We start from the raw sequence: 21,340 nt of genomic DNA on the forward strand, positions 1-21,340 counted from the left end.
CGACGGTCTGCGTTTCGCAATCCGTGAAGGCGGCCGTACCGTTGGCGCGGGCGTTGTTGCTAAAGTTATCGCTTAATCGCTGATAATATTTGACGCAACGCACAAGAAGAGGGCATCATTTGATGCCCTTTTTGCACGCTGTAACATAGAACCTGGCTCATCAGTGATTTTCAACCATAATCATTGCTGAGGCAGGCTCTGTAGCACGGCGTTATATGCCGAGTTTCGCCTGAGCGCATTATTCGGTTCGGTTGCCGCGTATTACGGGGCAAAATAGTTTCTGATCTATTGTGGCAGGTTGGTTTATGAGTGCTAATACCGAAGCTCAAGGGAGCGGGCGTGGACTGGAAACGGTAAAGTGGTTAGTGGTGGCGTTGCTGCTGCTCGTGGCCGTGGTCGGCAACTACTATTATCGTGATGTCACCCTCCCGCTGCGCGCGCTGGCCGTTGTAATCCTGATCGCAGCAGCAGGTGGCATTGCGCTGCTGACGACGAAGGGCAAAGCAACCCTGGCTTTTGCCCGCGAAGCGCGCACAGAAGTTCGCAAGGTTATTTGGCCGACTCGTCAGGAAACGTTGCATACCACGTTAATCGTTGCCGCGGTTACTGCCGTGATGTCACTGATTTTGTGGGGACTGGATGGTATTCTGGTCCGTCTGGTATCGTTTATCACTGGCCTGAGGTTCTGAGATGTCTGAAGCTCCAAAAAAGCGCTGGTACGTCGTTCAGGCGTTTTCCGGCTTTGAAGGCCGTGTAGCCCAGTCGCTGCGCGAGCATATCAAATTACATAACATGGAAGAGCTTTTTGGCGACGTCATGGTGCCAACCGAAGAAGTGGTTGAAATCCGTGGCGGTCAGCGTCGCAAAAGCGAACGCAAGTTCTTCCCGGGCTATGTTCTGGTACAAATGGTCATGAACGATGCAAGCTGGCACTTAGTGCGCAGCGTGCCGCGCGTCATGGGTTTCATTGGTGGAACATCCGATCGTCCGGCACCTATTAGCGATAAAGAAGTCGACGCGATCATGAACCGCCTGCAGTCTGCTGGCGATAAGCCACGTCCGAAAACCCTGTTTGAACCCGGTGAAATGGTCCGCGTTAACGACGGTCCGTTTGCCGACTTCAACGGTGTGGTGGAAGAAGTGGACTATGAAAAAAGCCGCCTGAAAGTTTCCGTTTCCATTTTCGGCCGCGCTACGCCGGTTGAGCTGGACTTTGGACAGGTTGAGAAAGGCTGATCGGTCTGCATAAAATGTAAGCCGACAACCAGAATAACGGTTGCGGAAGGCGCGAAATTGCCCTACAATTTCGCGCCTTTTGTTTTTATGCGCTGCTACAGCGCGTGAATATTAATTACGGGGAGCTCTTTGCCGAGCGATTGAACCCAATAGAGGAAATATCATGGCTAAGAAAGTACAAGCCTACGTCAAGCTGCAGGTTGCAGCCGGTATGGCAAACCCAAGTCCGCCAGTAGGTCCGGCACTGGGTCAGCAGGGTGTTAACATCATGGAATTCTGTAAAGCGTTTAACGCCAAAACAGAATCCGTTGAGAAAGGTCTGCCGATCCCGGTTGTTATTACCGTTTACTCTGACCGTTCTTTCACCTTCGTTACCAAAACGCCTCCGGCAGCTGTACTGCTGAAAAAAGCGGCGGGTATCAAGTCTGGTTCCGGCAAGCCGAACAAAGACAAAGTAGGTAAAGTATCACGTGCTCAGGTACGTGAAATCGCAGAAACCAAAGCTGCGGACATGACTGGTGCTGACGTTGAAGCGATGACTCGCTCAATCGAAGGTACTGCTCGTTCCATGGGCCTGGTGGTAGAGGACTAAGAAATGGCTAAGCTGACCAAGCGCATGCGCGTGATCCGTGACAAAGTTGATGCAACTAAACAGTATGACATCAACGAAGCTGTCGCTCTGCTGAAGGAACTGGCAACGGCCAAGTTCGTAGAAAGCGTTGACGTAGCAGTAAATCTGGGCATTGATGCTCGTAAATCTGACCAGAACGTGCGCGGTGCAACCGTACTGCCACACGGCACCGGTCGTTCAGTACGCGTTGCCGTATTTACCCAGGGCGCAAACGCTGAAGCTGCTAAAGCAGCTGGCGCAGAGCTGGTAGGTATGGAAGATCTGGCTGACCAGATCAAAAAGGGCGAAATGAACTTTGACGTGGTTATCGCATCTCCGGATGCTATGCGCGTTGTTGGCCAGCTGGGCCAGGTTCTGGGCCCACGCGGTCTGATGCCAAACCCGAAAGTTGGCACCGTAACGCCAAACGTTGCTGAAGCGGTTAAAAACGCTAAAGCGGGCCAGGTTCGCTATCGTAACGACAAAAACGGCATCATCCATACCACTATCGGTAAGGTTGATTTCGAGTCCGATAAGCTGAAAGAAAACCTGGAAGCCCTGCTGGTTGCGCTGAAAAAAGCGAAACCTTCTCAGGCGAAAGGCGTTTTCATCAAGAAAGTTAGCATCTCCACCACTATGGGTGCAGGTGTGGCAGTCGATCAGGCTGGCCTGAACGCTGTAGCTAACTAATCTGCTTTACGCGGGCGAAATTTTCGACTAGAATCTTTGGCCCGTTGTTCTGTAAATATACAGAACCTCTATTCAAGTCAATCGGACCGAGACAGGGCGAGTGAATCGCCGGGCGCATAGCTCGCTATGTAGCTGGTGTGAACAAAAGCGGTCGTATCTGTCCGAATGATGCAGAATAGACAGAATTTTCGGTTGGAGCCTGGCCTTATCCAGGCCTCCGTCCAAGACCGCAGGTGTTTCGAAAGGAACTTAATTTCCTGCGTAGACGGTGACAGAACCTGAAGAATATTTTTATAGTCTTTGCTGGATTCTGCTCACCGTGTTTGAGCGCCTGCTGACTTTGGTCGCAGGTGATGTGAGTTCCGGGGGAATCCTTCCCCGGTCAAAATCCAGGAGCAAAAGCTAATGGCATTAAATCTTCAAGACAAACAAGCGATTGTTGCTGAAGTCACCGAAGTAGCCAAAGGCGCGCTGTCTGCGGTAGTTGCGGATTCCCGCGGCGTGACCGTAGACAAAATGACTGAACTGCGTAAAGCAGGTCGTGAAGCTGGCGTTTACATGCGTGTTGTTCGCAACACCCTGCTGCGCCGCGTCGTTGAAGGAACTCAGTTTGAGATCCTGAAAGACACGTTTGTTGGTCCGACCCTGATTGCATACTCTATGGAACACCCGGGCGCTGCTGCTCGTCTGTTCAAAGAGTTCGCGAAAGCGAATGCAAAATTTGAGGTCAAAGCTGCGGCCTTTGAAGGTGAGCTGATCACGGCGGCGAATATCGACCGTCTGGCAACTCTGCCAACTTACGAAGAAGCGCTGGCACGTCTGATGTCGACCATGAAAGAAGCCGCTGCAGGCAAACTGGTCCGCACCCTGGCTGCCGTACGCGACGCCAAAGAAGCTGCTTAAGCACTTTTTTGCCCGTTGCACTTTAACGTATAAACTATTTCTGATTTACAGGAACAATTGTCATGTCTATCACTAAAGAACAAATTCTGGAAGCAGTAGCAGCTATGTCTGTAATGGACGTTGTTGAGCTGGTTACCTCTATGGAAGAAAAATTCGGCGTTTCTGCTGCTGCTGCTGTAGCTGTTGCTGCAGGCCCGGCTGAAGCTGCTGAAGAAAAAACTGAGTTCGACGTTGTGCTGAAAGCTATCGGCGCTAACAAAGTTGCCGTAATCAAAGCCGTACGTGGCGCAACCGGTCTGGGCCTGAAAGAAGCTAAAGACCTGGTTGAGTCTGCACCTGCTGCCCTGAAAGAAGGCATCAGCAAAGACGACGCAGAAGCTCTGAAGAAATCTCTGGAAGAAGCTGGCGCAGAAGTTGAAGTTAAATAAGCCAACCTTTCAGGTTGCAGTCTGAGTTAATCAGACTGACGGCTGGTGACTTTTTGGTCACCAGCCTTTTTGCGCTGTAGAGCGTCAGTGGCATTTCACACCGTTTATCCACTGATTTGCTTAATGTCTTTTTCTATCGACGCCTTAATATATTGCTTCCCCGCAGGGTTCCCTGCCTTGCACGGCAACGAAATGATTTAAGAGTGATAGAAAGAGGTATTACGGAAGATGTTCATTCCGGCCCAACAAAATAGTGTTGCATGAACTGTCCCCCCTGGACGGACAGAGAGGTTCTACTTTTCAGCGAGCTGAGGAACCCTATGGTTTACTCCTATACCGAGAAAAAACGCATTCGTAAGGATTTTGGAAAACGTCCGCAGGTTCTGGACATTCCTTATCTCCTTTCTATCCAGCTTGACTCGTTCCAGAAGTTCATCGAGCAAGATCCGGAAGGTCAATATGGTCTGGAAGCGGCATTCCGTTCCGTATTCCCTATCCAAAGCTATAGCGGTAACTCTGAGCTGCAGTACGTCAGCTACCGTTTAGGCGAACCCGTCTTTGATGTCAAAGAGTGTCAGATCCGTGGCGTCACGTATTCTGCACCTTTGCGCGTAAAACTGCGCCTGGTGATCTACGAGCGTGAAGCGCCGGAAGGCACCGTTAAAGACATCAAAGAGCAGGAAGTGTACATGGGCGAAATTCCGCTCATGACCGATAACGGTACCTTTGTGATCAACGGTACAGAACGCGTTATCGTTTCTCAGCTGCATCGTAGTCCTGGTGTCTTCTTTGACAGCGATAAGGGTAAAACCCACTCGTCGGGCAAAGTGCTGTATAACGCACGCATCATCCCTTACCGTGGTTCCTGGTTAGACTTCGAGTTTGACCCGAAAGACAACCTGTTCGTTCGTATTGACCGTCGCCGCAAGCTGCCAGCGACCATCATTCTGCGCGCGCTGAACTATACCACTGAGCAGATCCTTGACCTGTTCTTCGAGAAAGTGGTGTATGAGATCCGCAACAATAAGCTGCAGATGGAACTGGTGCCTGAGCGCCTGCGCGGTGAGACTGCCTCCTTCGATATCGAAGCCAACGGCACTATTTACGTTGAGAAAGGCCGTCGCATTACAGCACGCCACATTCGTCAGCTGGAAAAAGATGGCGTTGAGCACATCGAAGTTCCGGTTGAATATATCGCGGGTAAAGTCGTCGCTAAAGATTACATCGACGAAAGCACTGGCGAACTGATCGTTGCCGCGAACATGGAGCTGTCGCTGGATCTGCTGGCCAAGCTGAGCCAGTCCGGCCACAAGCGCATTGAAACGCTGTTTACCAACGATCTGGATCACGGCCCGTACATCTCTGAGACCGTACGCGTCGACCCAACCACCGATCGCCTGAGCGCGCTGGTTGAGATCTACCGCATGATGCGTCCTGGCGAACCGCCAACGCGTGAAGCGGCTGAAAACCTGTTCGAGAACCTGTTCTTCTCGGAAGACCGCTACGATCTGTCAGCGGTTGGCCGTATGAAGTTCAACCGTTCTCTGCTGCGTGACGAAATCGAAGGTTCCGGTATCCTGAGCAAAGACGACATCATCGAAGTGATGAAGAAGCTCATCGGTATCCGTAACGGTATTGGCGAAGTGGATGATATCGACCACCTCGGCAACCGTCGTATCCGTTCCGTCGGCGAAATGGCTGAAAACCAGTTCCGTGTAGGTCTGGTTCGTGTTGAGCGTGCGGTGAAAGAGCGTCTTTCCCTGGGCGATCTCGATACCCTGATGCCTCAGGATATGATCAACGCCAAGCCGATTTCTGCGGCAGTGAAAGAGTTCTTTGGTTCCAGCCAGCTGTCACAGTTTATGGACCAGAACAACCCGCTGTCTGAGATTACGCACAAGCGTCGTATCTCTGCACTTGGCCCGGGCGGTCTGACGCGTGAGCGTGCAGGCTTTGAAGTTCGAGACGTTCACCCGACTCACTACGGTCGCGTGTGCCCAATCGAAACGCCTGAAGGTCCAAACATCGGTCTGATCAACTCCCTGTCTGTTTATGCGCAGACCAACGAGTATGGTTTCCTGGAAACCCCATACCGTCGCGTTCGCGAAGGCGTGGTGACCGACGAAATTCATTACCTCTCTGCAATTGAAGAGGGTAACTACGTTATCGCTCAGGCAAACACCAACCTCGACGACGAAGGTCACTTCGTAGACGACCTGGTGACCTGCCGTAGCAAAGGCGAATCGAGCCTGTTCAGCCGCGACCAGGTTGACTACATGGACGTTTCCACCCAGCAGGTGGTTTCTGTCGGTGCGTCCCTGATCCCGTTCCTGGAGCACGATGACGCCAACCGCGCATTGATGGGTGCAAACATGCAACGTCAGGCGGTTCCGACCCTGCGCGCTGACAAGCCGCTGGTTGGTACCGGTATGGAACGTGCGGTAGCGGTTGACTCCGGTGTAACAGCCGTAGCGAAACGTGGTGGTACCGTTCAGTACGTGGATGCGTCCCGTATCGTTATCAAAGTTAACGAAGACGAGATGTACCCGGGCGAAGCCGGTATCGACATTTACAACCTGACCAAGTACACCCGTTCTAACCAGAACACCTGCATCAACCAGATGCCGTGTGTCAATCTGGGCGAGCCAATCGAGCGCGGTGACGTGCTGGCCGATGGTCCTTCAACGGATCTGGGCGAGCTGGCGCTGGGTCAAAACATGCGCGTCGCGTTCATGCCGTGGAACGGCTACAACTTCGAAGACTCCATTTTGGTTTCCGAGCGCGTGGTACAGGAAGATCGCTTCACCACTATCCACATTCAGGAACTCGCCTGTGTGTCTCGCGACACCAAGCTGGGGCCGGAAGAGATCACGGCCGATATCCCTAACGTGGGTGAAGCTGCGCTCTCCAAGCTGGATGAATCCGGTATCGTTTATATCGGTGCGGAAGTGACCGGCGGCGACATTCTGGTTGGTAAGGTTACGCCTAAAGGCGAAACCCAGCTGACGCCAGAAGAGAAGCTGCTGCGTGCCATCTTCGGTGAGAAAGCGTCTGACGTGAAAGACTCTTCTCTGCGCGTACCAAATGGCGTGTCCGGTACCGTTATCGACGTGCAGGTCTTTACCCGCGATGGCGTGGAAAAAGACAAGCGCGCGCTGGAAATCGAAGAGATGCAGCTGAAGCAGGCGAAGAAAGACCTGTCTGAAGAACTGCAGATCCTCGAAGCCGGCCTGTTCAGCCGTATCAACTACCTGCTGGTTTCCGGCGGCGTTGAAGCGGAAAAACTGGACAAGCTGCCGCGCGAGCGCTGGCTGGAACTCGGCCTGACCGACGAAGAAAAACAGAGTCAGCTGGAGCAGCTGGCGGAGCAGTACGACGAGCTGAAGCACGAGTTTGAGAAGAAACTCGAAGCGAAACGCCGCAAAATCACGCAGGGCGATGACCTGGCACCTGGCGTGCTGAAAATCGTTAAAGTGTATCTGGCCGTTAAACGTCAGATCCAGCCTGGTGACAAAATGGCAGGTCGTCACGGGAACAAAGGTGTTATCTCCAAGATCAACCCGATCGAAGATATGCCATACGATGAGAACGGCACGCCGGTCGATATCGTACTGAACCCGCTGGGCGTACCGTCACGTATGAACATTGGTCAGATTCTTGAAACCCACCTGGGTATGGCTGCAAAAGGCATCGGCGAGAAAATCAACGCCATGCTGAAAAAGCAGGAAGAAGTCTCCAAACTGCGTGAGTTTATTCAGCGCGCTTACGATCTGGGCACTGATGTGCGTCAGAAAGTAGACCTGAACACCTTCAGCGATGACGAAGTACTGCGTCTGGCAGAGAACCTGAAAAAAGGTATGCCAATCGCCACGCCAGTGTTTGACGGCGCGAAAGAGAGCGAGATCAAAGAGCTGCTGCAGCTCGGCGGCCTGCCTTCTTCCGGTCAGATTACCCTGTTCGATGGCCGTACCGGCGAGCAGTTTGAGCGTCAGGTTACCGTTGGCTACATGTACATGCTGAAACTCAACCACTTAGTGGATGACAAGATGCACGCGCGTTCTACCGGTTCTTACAGCCTCGTTACTCAGCAGCCGCTGGGTGGTAAGGCGCAGTTCGGTGGACAGCGCTTCGGTGAGATGGAAGTGTGGGCGCTGGAAGCATACGGCGCCGCCTATACCCTGCAGGAAATGCTGACCGTGAAGTCTGATGACGTCAACGGCCGTACCAAGATGTATAAAAACATCGTTGACGGCAACCATCAGATGGAACCGGGCATGCCGGAATCCTTCAACGTACTGTTGAAAGAGATCCGCTCGCTGGGTATTAACATCGAGCTGGAAGACGAGTAAGCACTCGAATTTGTACTGGTTACAGGACGCCCGGCCCCGGGCGTCCTGAGAAGTCTCACTCCGACGGGAGCTAATCCGTGAAAGACTTACTTAAGTTTCTGAAAGCGCAAACTAAGACCGAAGAGTTTGATGCGATCAAAATTGCGCTGGCTTCGCCAGACATGATCCGTTCCTGGTCTTTTGGTGAAGTTAAAAAGCCAGAAACCATTAACTACCGTACGTTCAAACCAGAACGTGACGGGCTTTTCTGTGCGCGTATTTTCGGGCCGGTAAAAGATTACGAATGCCTGTGCGGTAAGTACAAGCGTTTAAAACATCGCGGCGTGATCTGTGAGAAGTGTGGCGTTGAAGTTACACAGACCAAGGTTCGTCGTGAGCGTATGGGCCACATCGAGCTGGCTTCGCCAACGGCGCACATCTGGTTCCTGAAATCGCTGCCGTCGCGCATCGGTTTGCTGCTGGATATGCCGCTGCGTGATATCGAACGCGTGCTGTACTTCGAATCTTATGTCGTGGTTGAAGGTGGCATGACCAACCTTGAGCGCCGTCAGATCCTGACTGAAGAGCAGTATCTGGACGCGCTGGAAGAGTTCGGTGACGAATTCGACGCGAAAATGGGTGCGGAAGCGGTTCAGGCCCTGTTGAAAAACATGGATCTGGAGCAGGAATGCGAGCAGCTGCGCGAAGAGCTGAACGAAACCAATTCCGAAACCAAGCGTAAAAAGCTGACCAAGCGTATCAAGCTGCTGGAAGCGTTCGTGCAGTCTGGCAACAAGCCAGAGTGGATGATCCTGACCGTGCTGCCTGTACTGCCGCCGGATCTGCGTCCGCTGGTGCCGCTGGACGGCGGTCGTTTCGCTACTTCAGATCTGAACGATCTGTATCGTCGCGTCATCAACCGTAACAACCGTCTGAAGCGCCTGCTGGATCTGGCCGCGCCTGACATCATCGTACGTAACGAAAAACGTATGCTGCAGGAAGCGGTCGATGCGCTGCTGGATAACGGCCGTCGCGGTCGTGCGATCACCGGTTCCAACAAGCGTCCTCTGAAATCTTTGGCCGATATGATCAAAGGTAAACAGGGTCGTTTCCGTCAGAACCTGCTGGGCAAACGCGTCGACTACTCTGGTCGTTCCGTTATCACCGTAGGGCCATACCTGCGTCTGCACCAGTGTGGTCTACCGAAGAAAATGGCGCTGGAGCTGTTCAAACCCTTTATCTACGGCAAGCTGGAGCTGCGTGGTCTTGCTACCACCATCAAAGCCGCCAAGAAAATGGTTGAGCGTGAAGAAGCTGTCGTCTGGGATATCCTGGATGAAGTGATCCGCGAACACCCGGTCCTGCTGAACCGTGCGCCAACGCTGCACCGTCTGGGCATCCAGGCATTTGAGCCAGTGCTGATCGAAGGTAAAGCTATCCAGCTGCACCCGCTGGTCTGTGCGGCTTATAACGCCGACTTCGATGGTGACCAGATGGCTGTTCACGTTCCGCTGACGCTGGAAGCCCAGCTGGAAGCGCGTGCGCTGATGATGTCTACCAACAACATCCTGTCACCTGCGAACGGCGAGCCAATCATCGTTCCTTCTCAGGACGTTGTTCTGGGTCTGTATTACATGACCCGCGACTGTGTTAACGCCAAAGGCGAAGGCATGGTGCTGACCGGTCCAAAAGAAGCCGAGCGTATTTACCGCGCTGGCCTGGCGTCTCTGCACGCTCGCGTTAAGGTGCGTATCACCGAGCACGAGAAAAACGAGCAGGGCGAATGGACGTCGAAAACCAGCCTGATCGATACGACGGTTGGTCGTGCGATCCTGTGGATGATCGTGCCGAAAGGCCTGCCTTACTCTATCGTCAACCAGGCGCTGGGTAAGAAAGCGATCTCCAAGATGCTGAACACCTGTTACCGCATCCTGGGCCTGAAGCCAACGGTTATCTTTGCTGACCAGACCATGTACACCGGTTTTGCCTACGCGGCACGCTCTGGTGCGTCTGTAGGTATCGACGACATGGTGATCCCAGAGAAAAAAGTTGAGATCATCAGCGAAGCGGAAACCGAAGTTGCCGAGATCCAGGAGCAGTTCCAGTCTGGTCTGGTTACCGCGGGCGAACGCTACAACAAAGTGATCGATATCTGGGCTGCGGCCAACGAACGCGTTGCGAAAGCGATGATGGAAAACCTCTCTACCGAAGTCGTCATTAACCGTGACGGTGAAGAAGAGCGCCAGGTTTCCTTCAACAGCATCTTTATGATGGCCGACTCCGGTGCTCGTGGTTCTGCTGCGCAGATCCGTCAGCTGGCCGGTATGCGTGGCCTGATGGCTAAGCCAGATGGCTCCATCATCGAGACGCCGATTACCGCGAACTTCCGTGAAGGTCTGAACGTACTTCAGTACTTCATCTCGACCCACGGTGCTCGTAAAGGTCTTGCGGATACCGCACTGAAAACCGCGAACTCCGGTTACCTGACCCGTCGTCTGGTAGACGTAGCGCAGGATCTGGTGGTGACCGAGGACGACTGTGGCACGCACGAAGGCATCATGATGACTCCGGTTATCGAAGGTGGCGACGTGAAAGAACCACTGCGCGAACGCGTACTGGGTCGTGTTACCGCAGAAGACGTGCTGAAGCCGGGTACGGCCGACATCCTGCTGCCACGCAACACCCTGCTGCACGAACAGCAGTGTGACCTGTTGGAAGAGCATTCTGTTGACAGCCTGAAAGTCCGCTCCGTAGTAAGTTGTGAAACTGACTTCGGCGTGTGCGCCCACTGTTATGGACGCGATCTGGCGCGTGGTCACATCATCAATAAAGGTGAGGCCATCGGCGTTATCGCAGCACAGTCCATCGGTGAGCCGGGTACGCAGCTGACCATGCGTACGTTCCACATCGGTGGTGCGGCATCGCGTGCGGCTGCTGAATCCAGCATTCAGGTGAAGAACAAAGGTACCATTAAACTCTCTAACGCCAAGTCGGTTACCAACTCCGCCGGCAAACTGGTTATCACCTCGCGTAACACCGAGCTGAAAATGATCGATGAATTCGGTCGTACCAAAGAGAGCTATAAGGTTCCTTACGGTTCTACCATGGCGAAAGGCGACGGCGAGCAGGTTGCAGCGGGCGAGACCGTAGCAAACTGGGATCCGCACACCATGCCGGTTATCACCGAAGTGAGCGGTTTCGTCCGCTTTACCGACATGATCGACGGCCAGACCATTACCCGCCAGACGGATGACCTGACCGGTCTGTCTTCTCTGGTGATCCTGGACAGCGCAGAGCGTACGTCCGGCGGTAAAGATCTGCGTCCTGCGCTGAAAATCGTTGATGCCAACGGCAATGATGTGATGATCCCAGGCTCCGATATGCCTGCTCAGTACTTCCTGCCGGGTAAAGCGATTGTGCAGCTGGAAGACGGCGTGAAGATCAGCTCGGGTGATACCCTGGCTCGTGTTCCGCAGGAATCCGGCGGTACCAAGGACATCACCGGTGGTCTGCCACGCGTTGCTGACCTGTTCGAAGCGCGTCGTCCGAAAGAGCCAGCAATCCTGGCGGAGATCAGCGGTATTATCTCCTTCGGTAAAGAGACCAAAGGCAAGCGTCGTCTGGTGATTACGCCGGTTGACGGTAGCGATCCGTACGAAGAGATGATCCCGAAATGGCGTCAGCTGAACGTATTCGAAGGTGAACGCGTAGAGCGCGGTGACGTGGTTTCCGATGGCCCAGAGTCGCCACATGACATTCTGCGTCTGCGTGGCGTGCATGCGGTGACCCGTTACATCACTAACGAAGTGCAGGAAGTTTACCGCCTGCAGGGCGTTAAGATTAACGATAAGCACATCGAAGTCATCGTTCGTCAGATGCTGCGTAAAGCAACCATTGCAAGCGCGGGCAGCTCCGACTTCCTGGACGGCGAGCAGGTTGAAGTTTCACGCGTTAAGATTTCTAACCGTGAGCTGGAAGCCAACGGCAAAATCGCAGCGACCTATATGCGCGATCTGCTGGGTATCACCAAAGCGTCACTGGCGACCGAGTCCTTCATCTCCGCCGCTTCCTTCCAGGAAACGACGCGCGTACTGACCGAAGCAGCCGTTGCGGGCAAACGCGACGAACTGCGCGGCCTGAAAGAGAACGTAATCGTGGGTCGTCTGATCCCAGCCGGTACCGGTTACGCTTATCACCAGGATCGTATGCGCCGTAAAGCGGCAGGCGAAGCGCCTGTAGTTCCTCAGGTCACGGCAGATGAAGCGTCTGCCAGCCTGGCAGAACTGCTGAACGCGGGTCTGGGCGGCAACGACGATTAATCGTCTTCCCCACTGACTGTAAAAACCCCACTTCGGTGGGGTTTTTTTATGCCTGAAATGTGATGATGTGTTGGTCAGGGCTAAGGTATCACCGTAAGAAAGCCGCTTCGGATAGCTGGCCTACCGGTATCGTTTTATATCATCACTGGTTAGCCCGATATCTCTTAGCTGCGCATCGCTCAACCGTGCTAATGCTTTGCGGCTGCGTGCCTGGTGCCGCCAGGCCAACCAGAGCCGCCGCGGTAACCTGAACATCAGCACAAAGGGCGACGCTCTGAAAGGCTGCCCACCTCTGTTTTCGTTAAATTCCATCCCCGTCTCCTCATTCCGCTGTGCAACTATTTTGCGCGGCGGCCCGACAGGGATACAGATGCAATAATCACTTTTATTTAACATACAAACTGCGCGATAGTGAGTCTGAATGGTGTTTTGCCTGCGGATCTGTACTGGTTTCCCCTGCGAGAGGAAAATAAAAGCGATGACACGTTATGAGCATCTGGCTAATTTATTGGCACAGCGTATTAATCAGGGGCTTTACCTGTGCGGAGAACGTCTGCCATCGGTCAGGGCACTGAGCAAAGAGCATGGCGTCAGTATCAGCACTGTTCAGCAGGCTTATTATCTGCTGGAAGAGCAGCAGCTGATTACGCCTCAGCCTCGTTCCGGTTATTTCGTAACGCCGCATCAATCCGTACATCCTTTGCCTCCGCTGACGCGTCCGGTTCAGCAGCCTGTAGACGTCACGCAGTGGGAAGCGGTACTGCAGCAGCTTAGTACCCGGCAGGAACAGGGAATGCTGCAGCTCGGAAGCGGTACGCCTAACCTGGTACAGTCGACTCTGAAACCGCTGTGGAAAATTATCGGCCGTCTCGCCCGGCATCAGGACAGCAGGCTGCTGGAGTATGACAATATTTACGGCATGCCCGAGCTGCGCGAGCAGGTGGCCCGTCTGGCCATCGACAGCGGCTGCCAGCTCACGCCAGAAGAAATTGTTGTTACCAACGGCTGCCATGAAGCTTTATCGGTATCGATTCGCGCCGTTTGTCAGGCAGGCGATATTGTGGCGGTAGAGTCGCCCACCTATCACGGTATTATGCAGACGCTGCGCGGCTTTGGCGTAAAGGTGATTGAGATCCCGACCGATTCGCAGACTGGTATCAGCCTGGAAGCACTGGAGCTGGCGTTGGAGCAATGGCCTGTTAAAGCGGTAATTGTGGTACCCAACTGCAATAACCCGCTGGGTTTTATTATGCCGGAGCGACGTAAGCGTGCCTTGCTGGCACTGGCGCAGCGCTTTGATATCGCCATTATTGAGGACGATGTCTATGGCGAACTGGCCTGGGAGTACCCGCGGCCGCCGACGATAAAAGCATTCGACAGTGATGGGCGCGTGCTGCTTTGCAGTTCGTTTTCCAAAACGCTGGGACCGGGGCTGCGCGTAGGCTGGGTCGTGCCGGGCCGTTATCTGGATCGTGTGCTACATATGAAATATATCGTCACCGGTTCAGGCGTGCAGCACACGCAGCTCGCGGCAGCGGAGTTTGTCCGGCAGGGATACTATCCTGCCCATCTCCGCCGTATGAGGCAGTACTACCGGCGTAACCTGGATGTATTTACCGCTGCCGTCTTACAGTATTTTCCCTGCGGCATTTGCGTTACGCGTCCGCAGGGCGGCTATCTGCTGTGGATTGAGCTACCGGAAGCCGTGGACACGATGAAGCTGAGTCAGCAGATGCGTGATGAGAGCGTGCAGATCGCCGTTGGGTCGCTGCTTTCTGCCTCGGGCAAATATCAAAACTGTTTGCGCCTGAATTACGGCCTGCCTTTTACGGCAGAGACGGAAAGCGCGTTGGTCACGCTGGGATCCGCCATTGAACAGGCTTTCGAGGCGGCGCCTCCCGGTATCGTCGTGGAGTGAAGGGCAGGCCCGAGAGGAAAATATTGACGGGCCTGGGCGCGGCTTTTCACAACGCCAACAGCGATTCTATTCATCCTGCCAGCGCCAGTCATAATCAGAGTGGATTTATGGAAGCCGCATCGGATATTTATTGCCCTTCTTTATTTTTACGTTAAAAAATAGAGCGTAAGGAAGGGCTCATTTATTATTTATAGGAATTTTCAGGGGTAGGGTGTTAGCATTTATATTATATATATTTTTTTGATTTGTATTCTTTTTCTGAGCTTTCTCTTAAATGCGCTCAGGCTCTGCGCTTAATATTGAGATGTCTGTCTCGTCTTGTTAAATTAATATAAATTTCTGCTGCCGGCCACGCGGCGCTTCCCGATCGTCACTCAGCACTGTCAGCCAGCTGCTGTGAGGTATTATGAATAAAAATAAGATAAAGGCCATGGTGCGTCCGGCCATGAAAAATGCGGTTTCGCTACGTCTGCGTGTTGAAAAAGCCTTACTGAAAAGAAAAAAATTAGCGGAATATAATCCTGCCCTGGAACAGGATATGGATATTATTGTTCATAACAGAATGTCCGGCGACATCCCAGAAAGGGTCTGGATGTTTTGGGCAGGCTCGACATTGCCGAAAGAAATTCAGAGCTTCGTTGATAAGGTCTCGCGCGAGAACCCGGAATGGTCGGTCACGGTGGTGAATGACGCGAATCTGTCCCACTATCTGCCCGAGCTGGTCTTTACGCGTCAGGATATGCTGGTGGCGCACAGAAGCGACGTTATTCGTCTGGAGCTGCTGTATAAATACGGTGGCGTTTGGATGGATGCCAGCGTGATACTGAACCGTACGCTGGATGAGTTTCTGGCGGTTAACGCCAATCAGCGTTATGACATGGTGGCGTTTTATCGCGATGTCTCCACTGTCGATCGACGCTATCCGGTAATTGAAACCTGGTTTATGGCCGCGCCGAAAAAGAACTCGTTTATTGCCAGCTGGCTAAGCTATTTCCGTCCTGTTCTTACCCTGGGCGCAGAAGAAATGTTTAAACAACTTCAGCAGCTGCCCAACTATCAGGAGCTGGTCCAGAAAATTACCGACCCGCAATATCTTATCCTGAATATTACGCAGCAGCAGGCGCTGCGCGAATATAATGATTACAACTTTTATTTAAGAAAGTGCGAGGCCAACGCGCTTTATTATCAGCGCCTGGTGAGCTGGGACGCCGTACAGCTTAGCCGGATGCTGATGATCGATCGCCTGCCGGATGTTTTGCCGCCTATCGTTAAGCTGACCGGATTGGATCGAAAATACCTTAGCACCAATTTACGCTATGGCGCAGTTAATAAAGACAGCCTGTTGGGGCAGGTGCTGTTTGCGGATGCACCCGACAGTCTGCCGAACGTGCCGGACATGCCGATGCCCGGCATGTCCGGCAGCGCAGGCGCTTAGGCTCTTCTGAACCGGGTAAGAGATGCTGATTTTCTCGGTTCCGGCAGCACAGGCGCTCAGTCTCTTCCCAGCCAGCTGTCCCAGTCTTTCCAGACCGGCTGCATGCCGGAGCGAATCAGCGCTTCGGCAACCTGCCGCGGATGGCGATTATCGTGCGGTGAGAACTGCTCCAGCTCGCTTTGCTCCTCAGCGTAGCCGCCAGGCTGCGTTTTTGAGAAGGCGCTGATCGTATTGATCGCCAACGGCACCACCTTGTCACGGAACTGCGGCGATTCGCGTGTTGACAGCGACTGCTCCACTTCCGGCGCAAACAGACGAAAAGCACAGATAACCTGCACCAGCTGGGCTTCATTCATGTCAGAGGCGGGCTGAATGCCGCCGGCACAGGGCCGTAAGCGAGGGAAAGCAACCGAATAGCGGCTTTGCCAGTACGTTTTCTGCAGCCACAGCAGATGCTCCGCCATCATATAGCAGTCGGCGCGCCAGCTGTCGGAAAGACCGATCAGCGTGCCGAGACCGATCTTATCGATCCTTGCGCGTCCCAGTCTGTCCGGCGTTTCCAGCCGAAAGAAAAAGTTCTGCTTGTTGCCTTTCAGATGGTGCTGACCATATACCGTCGGATGATAGGTTTCCTGATAGACCAGCACGCCATCCAGCCCCAGTGTTTTCAGCTCCGCATAGTCCTGCTGGCCCAGCGGCTGCACTTCCATCATCAGCGAGCTGAAATGTGCGCGGATGGCGGGAAGATGACGGCGAAAATAATCCATGCCGACTTTCGCCTGATGCTCGCCGGTGACCAGCAGCAGCTGATCGAAGCCCATTGCGCGGATCGCCAGGCACTCGCGCTCGATCTCCTGCGCATCCAGCGTTTTACGCTTGATCCGGTTGCTCATAGAGAAGCCGCAATAGGTGCAGTCGTTGGCGCACAGGTTGGAAAGATAAAGCGGAACGAAGAGGTTCACGGCATGGCCGAAGCGCTGGCGCGTCAACAATTGCGCTTTACGGGCCATCGGTTCCAGCCAGGCCTGCGCGGCAGGCGAAAGCAGCGCCATCAGCTCCTCGCGGCCAACGACAGAGGCATTCAGCGCCCGCTCCACGTCAGCCGAAGTTTTGCTGTTGATGCGCAGGCGGATATCGTCCCAGTCCAGCTGTTCCCACTGCGAGACGAAGCTTTTCATGGCGTCACTCCGCTTTGCAAAAAGCCGGTCAGCGGGCTGGTGGCGACGGCCTGCTGCCGCTGGCTGCCCAGGCCGCTTTGCCGCGCCAGTTCCCCCGCTTCTACAGCGAGGCGGAAAGCGCGCGCCATCTGCACAGGATCGCGAGCGGAAGCCAAGGCGGTATTAACCAGCACCGCATCGGCGCCCATTTCCAGCGCTTCGCTGGCGTGGCTGGGCGCGCCAATGCCTGCGTCAACCACCACCGGGACGCTGGCCTGCTCAATAACGATCGCCAGCAAATCCCGGGTTTTCAGCCCCTGATTGCTGCCAATCGGTGCGCCAAGCGGCATCACGGCCGCACAGCCCGCTTCTTCAAGCCTTCTGCACAGCACCGGATCGGCATGGCAGTAGGGCAGGACGGTAAAGCCTTCCCGCACCAGGGTTTCCGCCGCCTTCAGCGTTTCGACGGCATCGGGCAGCAGATAACGCACGTCGGGATGGATTTCCAGCTTCACCCAGTTCGTGCCCAGCGCCTCCCGCGCCAGGCGAGCCGCAAAAATAGCCTCCTCGGCGGTTTTCGCGCCGGAAGTATTGGGAAGAAGCTGCACGCCCAGCTGACGTAAGGGCGCCAGAATGCCGTCATCGCCGCCGCGTAAATCCACGCGTTTCATCGCCATCGTCACCAGCTGCGTGCCGGATTCCCGAAGTGTATTGAGCATCACGGCAGGGCTGGAAAACTTGCCTGTGCCGGTAAACAGCCGGGAAGAAAAGGTTTTATCAGCAATCTGTAGCATATTAACCTCCGGCGATAGCCTGGAAAATAACCAGGTCGTCGCCTTCCTTTAAAAGGTGGGTGGCCCAGCGATCCCGCGGCACAATCTGCTGATTGACAGCCAGCGCGGTGCCAGAGTGGCTATGGGCAAGCTGCGCCAGCAGCGCGGTTAGCGTCAGCGGCGCGACAAAAACGTGCGGTTCATCATTGATGATGATGTTCATGATGGCCTCCGCATACCGGGCAGCCGGGGCTGCGCGCAAGGTTAAGCGTGCGCCAGGCCTGCGTTTTGCCGTCAAACAGCCGCAGCTTGCCGTCCAGCGCCGACGGCTGGCCGGCCAGCATCTTCAGCGCTTCCAGCGCCTGCAGCGTGCCCATCACGCCGACGACCGGGCCGAGAACGCCTGCGGTGCGGCAGTTGCGCTGCGGCTCCGCTTCATCGGGCCACAGGCAGCAGTAGCAGCCATGCCGGAACGGCGGGGCGATCACCAGCAGCTGGCCGCCGAAACCGACCGCGCTGGCGCCGATCAGCGGCGTGCCGGCTGCGACGCAGGCGGCATTCACGGCGTGACGCGTCTGCATGTTGTCGCTGCAGTCCAGCACCAGATCGACCCGCTGCGCCGTTTCCTGCAGCGTGGCGGCATCCATACGCTGCTCAAGTGCGACAAACCCGACCTGAGGATTCAGCGCCTGTAAACGATCCTTCGCCAGCGTGGCCTTTGACCGGCCGATATCGCTGCTGCGGTAGAGGAATTGACGCTGCAAATTGCTGATATGCACCCTGTCGTCATCGGCCAGCAGCAGCTTGCCCACGCCGGCTGCGGCAAGATAAGCCGCCGCCGGCGAGCCTAAGCCGCCCAGGCCGACAATCAGCACGCTGGCTGCCAGCAGCTTTTCCTGCGCCTGCGGGCCAAACTCCTCCAGCAGCAGCTGGCGGCTGTAACGCATAAAATCACCGTCGCTAAGCATCAAGCGGCCCTCCGCTTCCGGCCAGCGCCAGCAGTCGGGCGGTGGCGGCCAGCCAGTCTGGTGCCTGGGTAATGGCGCTGACCACGGCGATACTGCCGACCCCGGTTGCCAGCACGTCTGGCGCCCGCGCCAGCGAGATGCCGCCGATAGCCACGGTTGAGATGTTCTGCAGGCGCCCGACATGCCGCTTCAGCTCCTCAAGTCCCTGAGGTGAAGAGGGCATAGCTTTAGTTTGAGTAGGAAAAACGTGTCCCAGCGCGATATAGGAAGGGCGCTCGGCCAGCGCGCGATCCAGTTCCGCGTCATCATGCGTGGATAGCCCCAGCCGCAGCCCGGCGCGGTGGATCGCATCCAGATCGGCAATATCCAGATCTTCCTGGCCAAGATGTACGCCATAGGCACCATGCTGAATCGCCAGCCGCCAGTAATCGTTGATAAACAGACGGGCCTGATAGCGTTTACCCAGCTTAATGGCCGCTGCGATATCCTGCTCCATCGCCGCTTCCGGCTGATCTTTAATGCGCAGCTGGATAGTGCGCACCCCCGCCGTCAGCAGACGCTCGATCCAGATGACGCTATCCACTACCGGATAAAGCCCCAGCCTGGCTGCCGTCAGGGGAAAAGCGCTACGGCTCATCATTTTTCCTCCTGCGTCAGGGCATCCATAGCATGGTAAAGCTCGCCGCCACGATCGCGAAACGCCTGCGACATTTCCGCCATCCCGATCGCTATCGGCTGTGCTTCCGCTTCCTGTTTTGCTGCGTATTCGCGGACTTCCTGGGTGATTTTCATCGAGCAAAATTTCGGGCCGCACATGGAGCAGAAGTGGGCGACCTTGCCGGACTCCTGCGGCAGCGTTTCATCGTGGAAAGCGCGGGCGGTATGCGGATCCAGCGCCAGGTTGAACTGATCTTCCCAGCGGAACTCAAAACGCGCTTTCGACATGGCATTGTCGCGGATCTGCGCGCCGGGATGGCCTTTGGCAAGATCCGCCGCGTGGGCCGCTATCTTGTAGGTAATCAAACCTTGTTTGACATCCTCTTTGTTCGGCAGGCCCAGATGTTCTTTCGGCGTAACGTAGCAGAGCATGGCGCAGCCGAACCAGCCAATCATCGCCGCGCCGATGCCGGAGGTAAAATGGTCGTAGCCTGGCGCTATATCGGTGGTCAGCGGGCCGAGCGTATAGAAAGGCGCTTCGTGGCAATGTTCCAGCTGCTCGGTCATATTGCGTCTGATCATCTGCATCGGCACGTGTCCCGGCCCCTCAATCATTACCTGCACGTCATATTCCCGGGCGATTTTCGTCAGCTCGCCCAGCGTGCGCAGCTCGGCAAACTGCGCCTCGTCGTTAGCATCCTGAATTGAGCCTGGACGCAGGCCGTCACCCAGCGACAGCGAGACGTCGTAAGTGGCGCAGATCTCGCAAATGTCACGGAAGCGTTCGTAGAGAAAGCTTTCCTTATGATGCGACAGACACCACTTCGCCATAATGGAACCGCCGCGCGAAACGATGCCGGTCAGGCGCTTCGCGGTCATTGGCACATAGCGCAGCAGCACGCCCGCATGGATGGTGAAGTAATCCACGCCTTGTTCAGCCTGCTCCAGCAGCGTGTCGCGGAATACTTCCCAGTTGAGGTCTTCCGCCACTCCGTTGACTTTTTCCAGCGCCTGATAGATTGGCACCGTGCCAATCGGCAGCGGGCTGTTGCGCAGGATCCACTCGCGGGTTTCATGGATATTTCGCCCGGTAGAGAGATCCATAACCGTATCCGCTCCCCAGCGCGCCGACCAGACCAGTTTTTCAACCTCCTCTTCAATCGAAGAACTGACCGCAGAGTTGCCGATATTGGCGTTAATCTTCACCAGAAAATTGCGGCCGATAATCATCGGCTCCGATTCAGGATGGTTGATATTGGCCGGGATAATTGCGCGTCCGGCAGCCACTTCCTGACGGACAAACTCAGCGGTGATATTTTCCGGCAGCCGCGCGTCAAAACCATGCCCCGGATGCTGCTGCAACAGTACCCTGCTGCGAATGCGCTCACGGCCCATGTTTTCGCGCAGCGCAATAAATTCCATTTCCGGCGTGATAATGCCCCGGCGCGCGTAGTGCAGCTGGGTGACGCGGCGGCCAGCCTGCGCGCGGCGCGGCCGTGGCAAATTCTCAAAGCGCAGATGATCAAGCCCTTCGTCCGCCAGACGCTGCTGCGTATAAACGGAGCTTAATTGCTCGATCGGTTGTGTGTCGGCGCGCTCTGCAATCCAGCTTTCCCGCAGCCTGGCGATACCGGCGCGCACGTCAATGGCGGCGTCGGGATCGCCATAAGGACCGGCGGTATCGTAAACCGGCACCGGTTCGTTTTCTTCGAACTGCGGGTTGTCTTTGCCGCCGCCGATCAGGGTGGGCGAGAGCTGGATTTCGCGCAAGGGGACGCGCAGATCGGCTCGCGAGCCGGTCAGATAAATGCGTCTGGAATTGGGGAAAGCGGTGCCCTGTAAGGCAGCGATAAACCGCTGGGCTTCAGCACGCTGTTCGCGGCGGTTGGATTTCTTAACCTGGGTAGACATAGCAAGT

At 55.2% G+C, this 21,340-nt stretch carries 17 protein-coding genes and 1 pseudogene; 11 read left to right on the forward strand and 7 right to left on the reverse strand.

The genetic code is table 11. From position 1 onward, the window contains the following. The 9 genes and pseudogenes from EGK14_RS20535 to rpoC all read left to right on the forward strand — a co-directional run. Positions 1-76 (forward strand): annotated as a pseudogene (locus EGK14_RS20535) (elongation factor Tu); the annotation flags it as partial. A gap of 229 nt (positions 77-305) precedes the next feature. Next, a complete protein-coding gene (secE, locus tag EGK14_RS20545; protein ID WP_125290942.1) occupies positions 306-689 on the forward strand; it encodes a preprotein translocase subunit SecE in 384 nt (127 codons plus the stop codon). A 1-nt stretch (position 690) separates the two neighbouring features. Further along, positions 691-1,236 (forward strand): transcription termination/antitermination protein NusG, encoded by a 546-nt coding sequence (gene nusG, locus EGK14_RS20550; RefSeq protein WP_024966040.1) that lies wholly within the window; start codon positions 691-693, stop codon positions 1,234-1,236. A gap of 163 nt (positions 1,237-1,399) precedes the next feature. Then, positions 1,400-1,828 (forward strand): 50S ribosomal protein L11, encoded by a 429-nt coding sequence (gene rplK, locus EGK14_RS20555; protein ID WP_125290943.1) that lies wholly within the window; start codon positions 1,400-1,402, stop codon positions 1,826-1,828. A 3-nt stretch (positions 1,829-1,831) separates the two neighbouring features. Beyond that, complete coding sequence (gene rplA / locus EGK14_RS20560) at positions 1,832-2,536, forward strand: 50S ribosomal protein L1 (protein WP_125290944.1); 705 nt, start codon at positions 1,832-1,834, stop codon at positions 2,534-2,536. A 405-nt stretch (positions 2,537-2,941) separates the two neighbouring features. Beyond that, positions 2,942-3,439 (forward strand): 50S ribosomal protein L10, encoded by a 498-nt coding sequence (rplJ, locus tag EGK14_RS20565; protein ID WP_125290945.1) that lies wholly within the window; start codon positions 2,942-2,944, stop codon positions 3,437-3,439. A 62-nt stretch (positions 3,440-3,501) separates the two neighbouring features. Next, positions 3,502-3,867, forward strand: a complete 366-nt coding sequence (gene rplL / locus EGK14_RS20570) for a 50S ribosomal protein L7/L12 (RefSeq protein WP_125290946.1) — start codon at positions 3,502-3,504, stop codon at positions 3,865-3,867. 320 nt (positions 3,868-4,187) lie between these two features. Next, positions 4,188-8,216, forward strand: coding sequence for a DNA-directed RNA polymerase subunit beta (gene rpoB / locus EGK14_RS20575; protein ID WP_125290947.1), 4,029 nt, complete (start codon positions 4,188-4,190; stop codon positions 8,214-8,216). Between the two features lie 77 nt (positions 8,217-8,293). Further along, entirely contained in the window at positions 8,294-12,514 is a 4,221-nt protein-coding gene (rpoC, locus tag EGK14_RS20580) for a DNA-directed RNA polymerase subunit beta' (protein ID WP_125290948.1), read from the forward strand. A 120-nt stretch (positions 12,515-12,634) separates the two neighbouring features. Here the strand turns inward: rpoC and EGK14_RS20585 are convergent, their stop codons facing one another. Beyond that, entirely contained in the window at positions 12,635-12,910 is a 276-nt protein-coding gene (locus tag EGK14_RS20585; RefSeq protein ID WP_370256554.1) for a DUF1127 domain-containing protein, read from the reverse strand. 82 nt (positions 12,911-12,992) lie between these two features. Here EGK14_RS20585 and EGK14_RS20590 point away from each other — a divergent pair, with 82 nt between their 5' ends. Together EGK14_RS20590 and EGK14_RS20595 are read left to right on the forward strand one after the other, a co-directional pair. After that, the gene (locus EGK14_RS20590; RefSeq protein ID WP_125290950.1) at positions 12,993-14,432 is read left to right on the forward strand and encodes a PLP-dependent aminotransferase family protein; all 1,440 of its coding nucleotides are present in this window, start codon (positions 12,993-12,995) and stop codon (positions 14,430-14,432) included. Positions 14,433-14,970: 538 nt separating this feature from the next. Further along, positions 14,971-15,867 (forward strand): glycosyltransferase family 32 protein, encoded by an 897-nt coding sequence (locus tag EGK14_RS20595; RefSeq protein ID WP_233598560.1) that lies wholly within the window; start codon positions 14,971-14,973, stop codon positions 15,865-15,867. Positions 15,868-15,923: 56 nt separating this feature from the next. On the opposite strand, the gene thiH is transcribed toward EGK14_RS20595, so the two are convergent. The 6 genes from thiH to thiC are packed head-to-tail and all read right to left on the reverse strand — an operon-like array spanning position 15,924 to position 21,333. Next, complete coding sequence (gene thiH / locus EGK14_RS20600; RefSeq protein ID WP_125290951.1) at positions 15,924-17,045, reverse strand: 2-iminoacetate synthase ThiH; 1,122 nt, start codon at positions 17,043-17,045, stop codon at positions 15,924-15,926. Continuing rightward, complete coding sequence (locus EGK14_RS20605; RefSeq protein WP_125290952.1) at positions 17,042-17,818, reverse strand: thiazole synthase; 777 nt, start codon at positions 17,816-17,818, stop codon at positions 17,042-17,044. The genes thiH and EGK14_RS20605 overlap by 4 nt, the downstream gene beginning before the upstream one ends. Before the next feature lies 1 nt (position 17,819). Continuing rightward, the gene (gene thiS / locus EGK14_RS20610; protein ID WP_125290953.1) at positions 17,820-18,020 is read right to left on the reverse strand and encodes a sulfur carrier protein ThiS; all 201 of its coding nucleotides are present in this window, start codon (positions 18,018-18,020) and stop codon (positions 17,820-17,822) included. Beyond that, positions 18,001-18,765 (reverse strand): HesA/MoeB/ThiF family protein, encoded by a 765-nt coding sequence (locus EGK14_RS20615; protein WP_125290964.1) that lies wholly within the window; start codon positions 18,763-18,765, stop codon positions 18,001-18,003. Before EGK14_RS20615 ends, thiS begins: the two co-directional genes overlap by 20 nt. Next, a complete protein-coding gene (thiE, locus tag EGK14_RS20620; RefSeq protein ID WP_125290963.1) occupies positions 18,758-19,402 on the reverse strand; it encodes a thiamine phosphate synthase in 645 nt (214 codons plus the stop codon). The genes EGK14_RS20615 and thiE overlap by 8 nt, the downstream gene beginning before the upstream one ends. Next, on the reverse strand, positions 19,402-21,333 hold the full coding sequence (gene thiC / locus EGK14_RS20625) for a phosphomethylpyrimidine synthase ThiC (RefSeq protein ID WP_125290954.1): 1,932 nt from the start codon (positions 21,331-21,333) through the stop codon (positions 19,402-19,404). The genes thiE and thiC overlap by 1 nt, the downstream gene beginning before the upstream one ends. Positions 21,334-21,340 lie beyond the last annotated feature (7 nt).

This window comes from Erwinia sp. 198, assembly GCF_003937915.1.
In the GTDB taxonomy this organism is placed as follows: Bacteria; Pseudomonadota; Gammaproteobacteria; order Enterobacterales; family Enterobacteriaceae; genus Erwinia; species Erwinia aeris.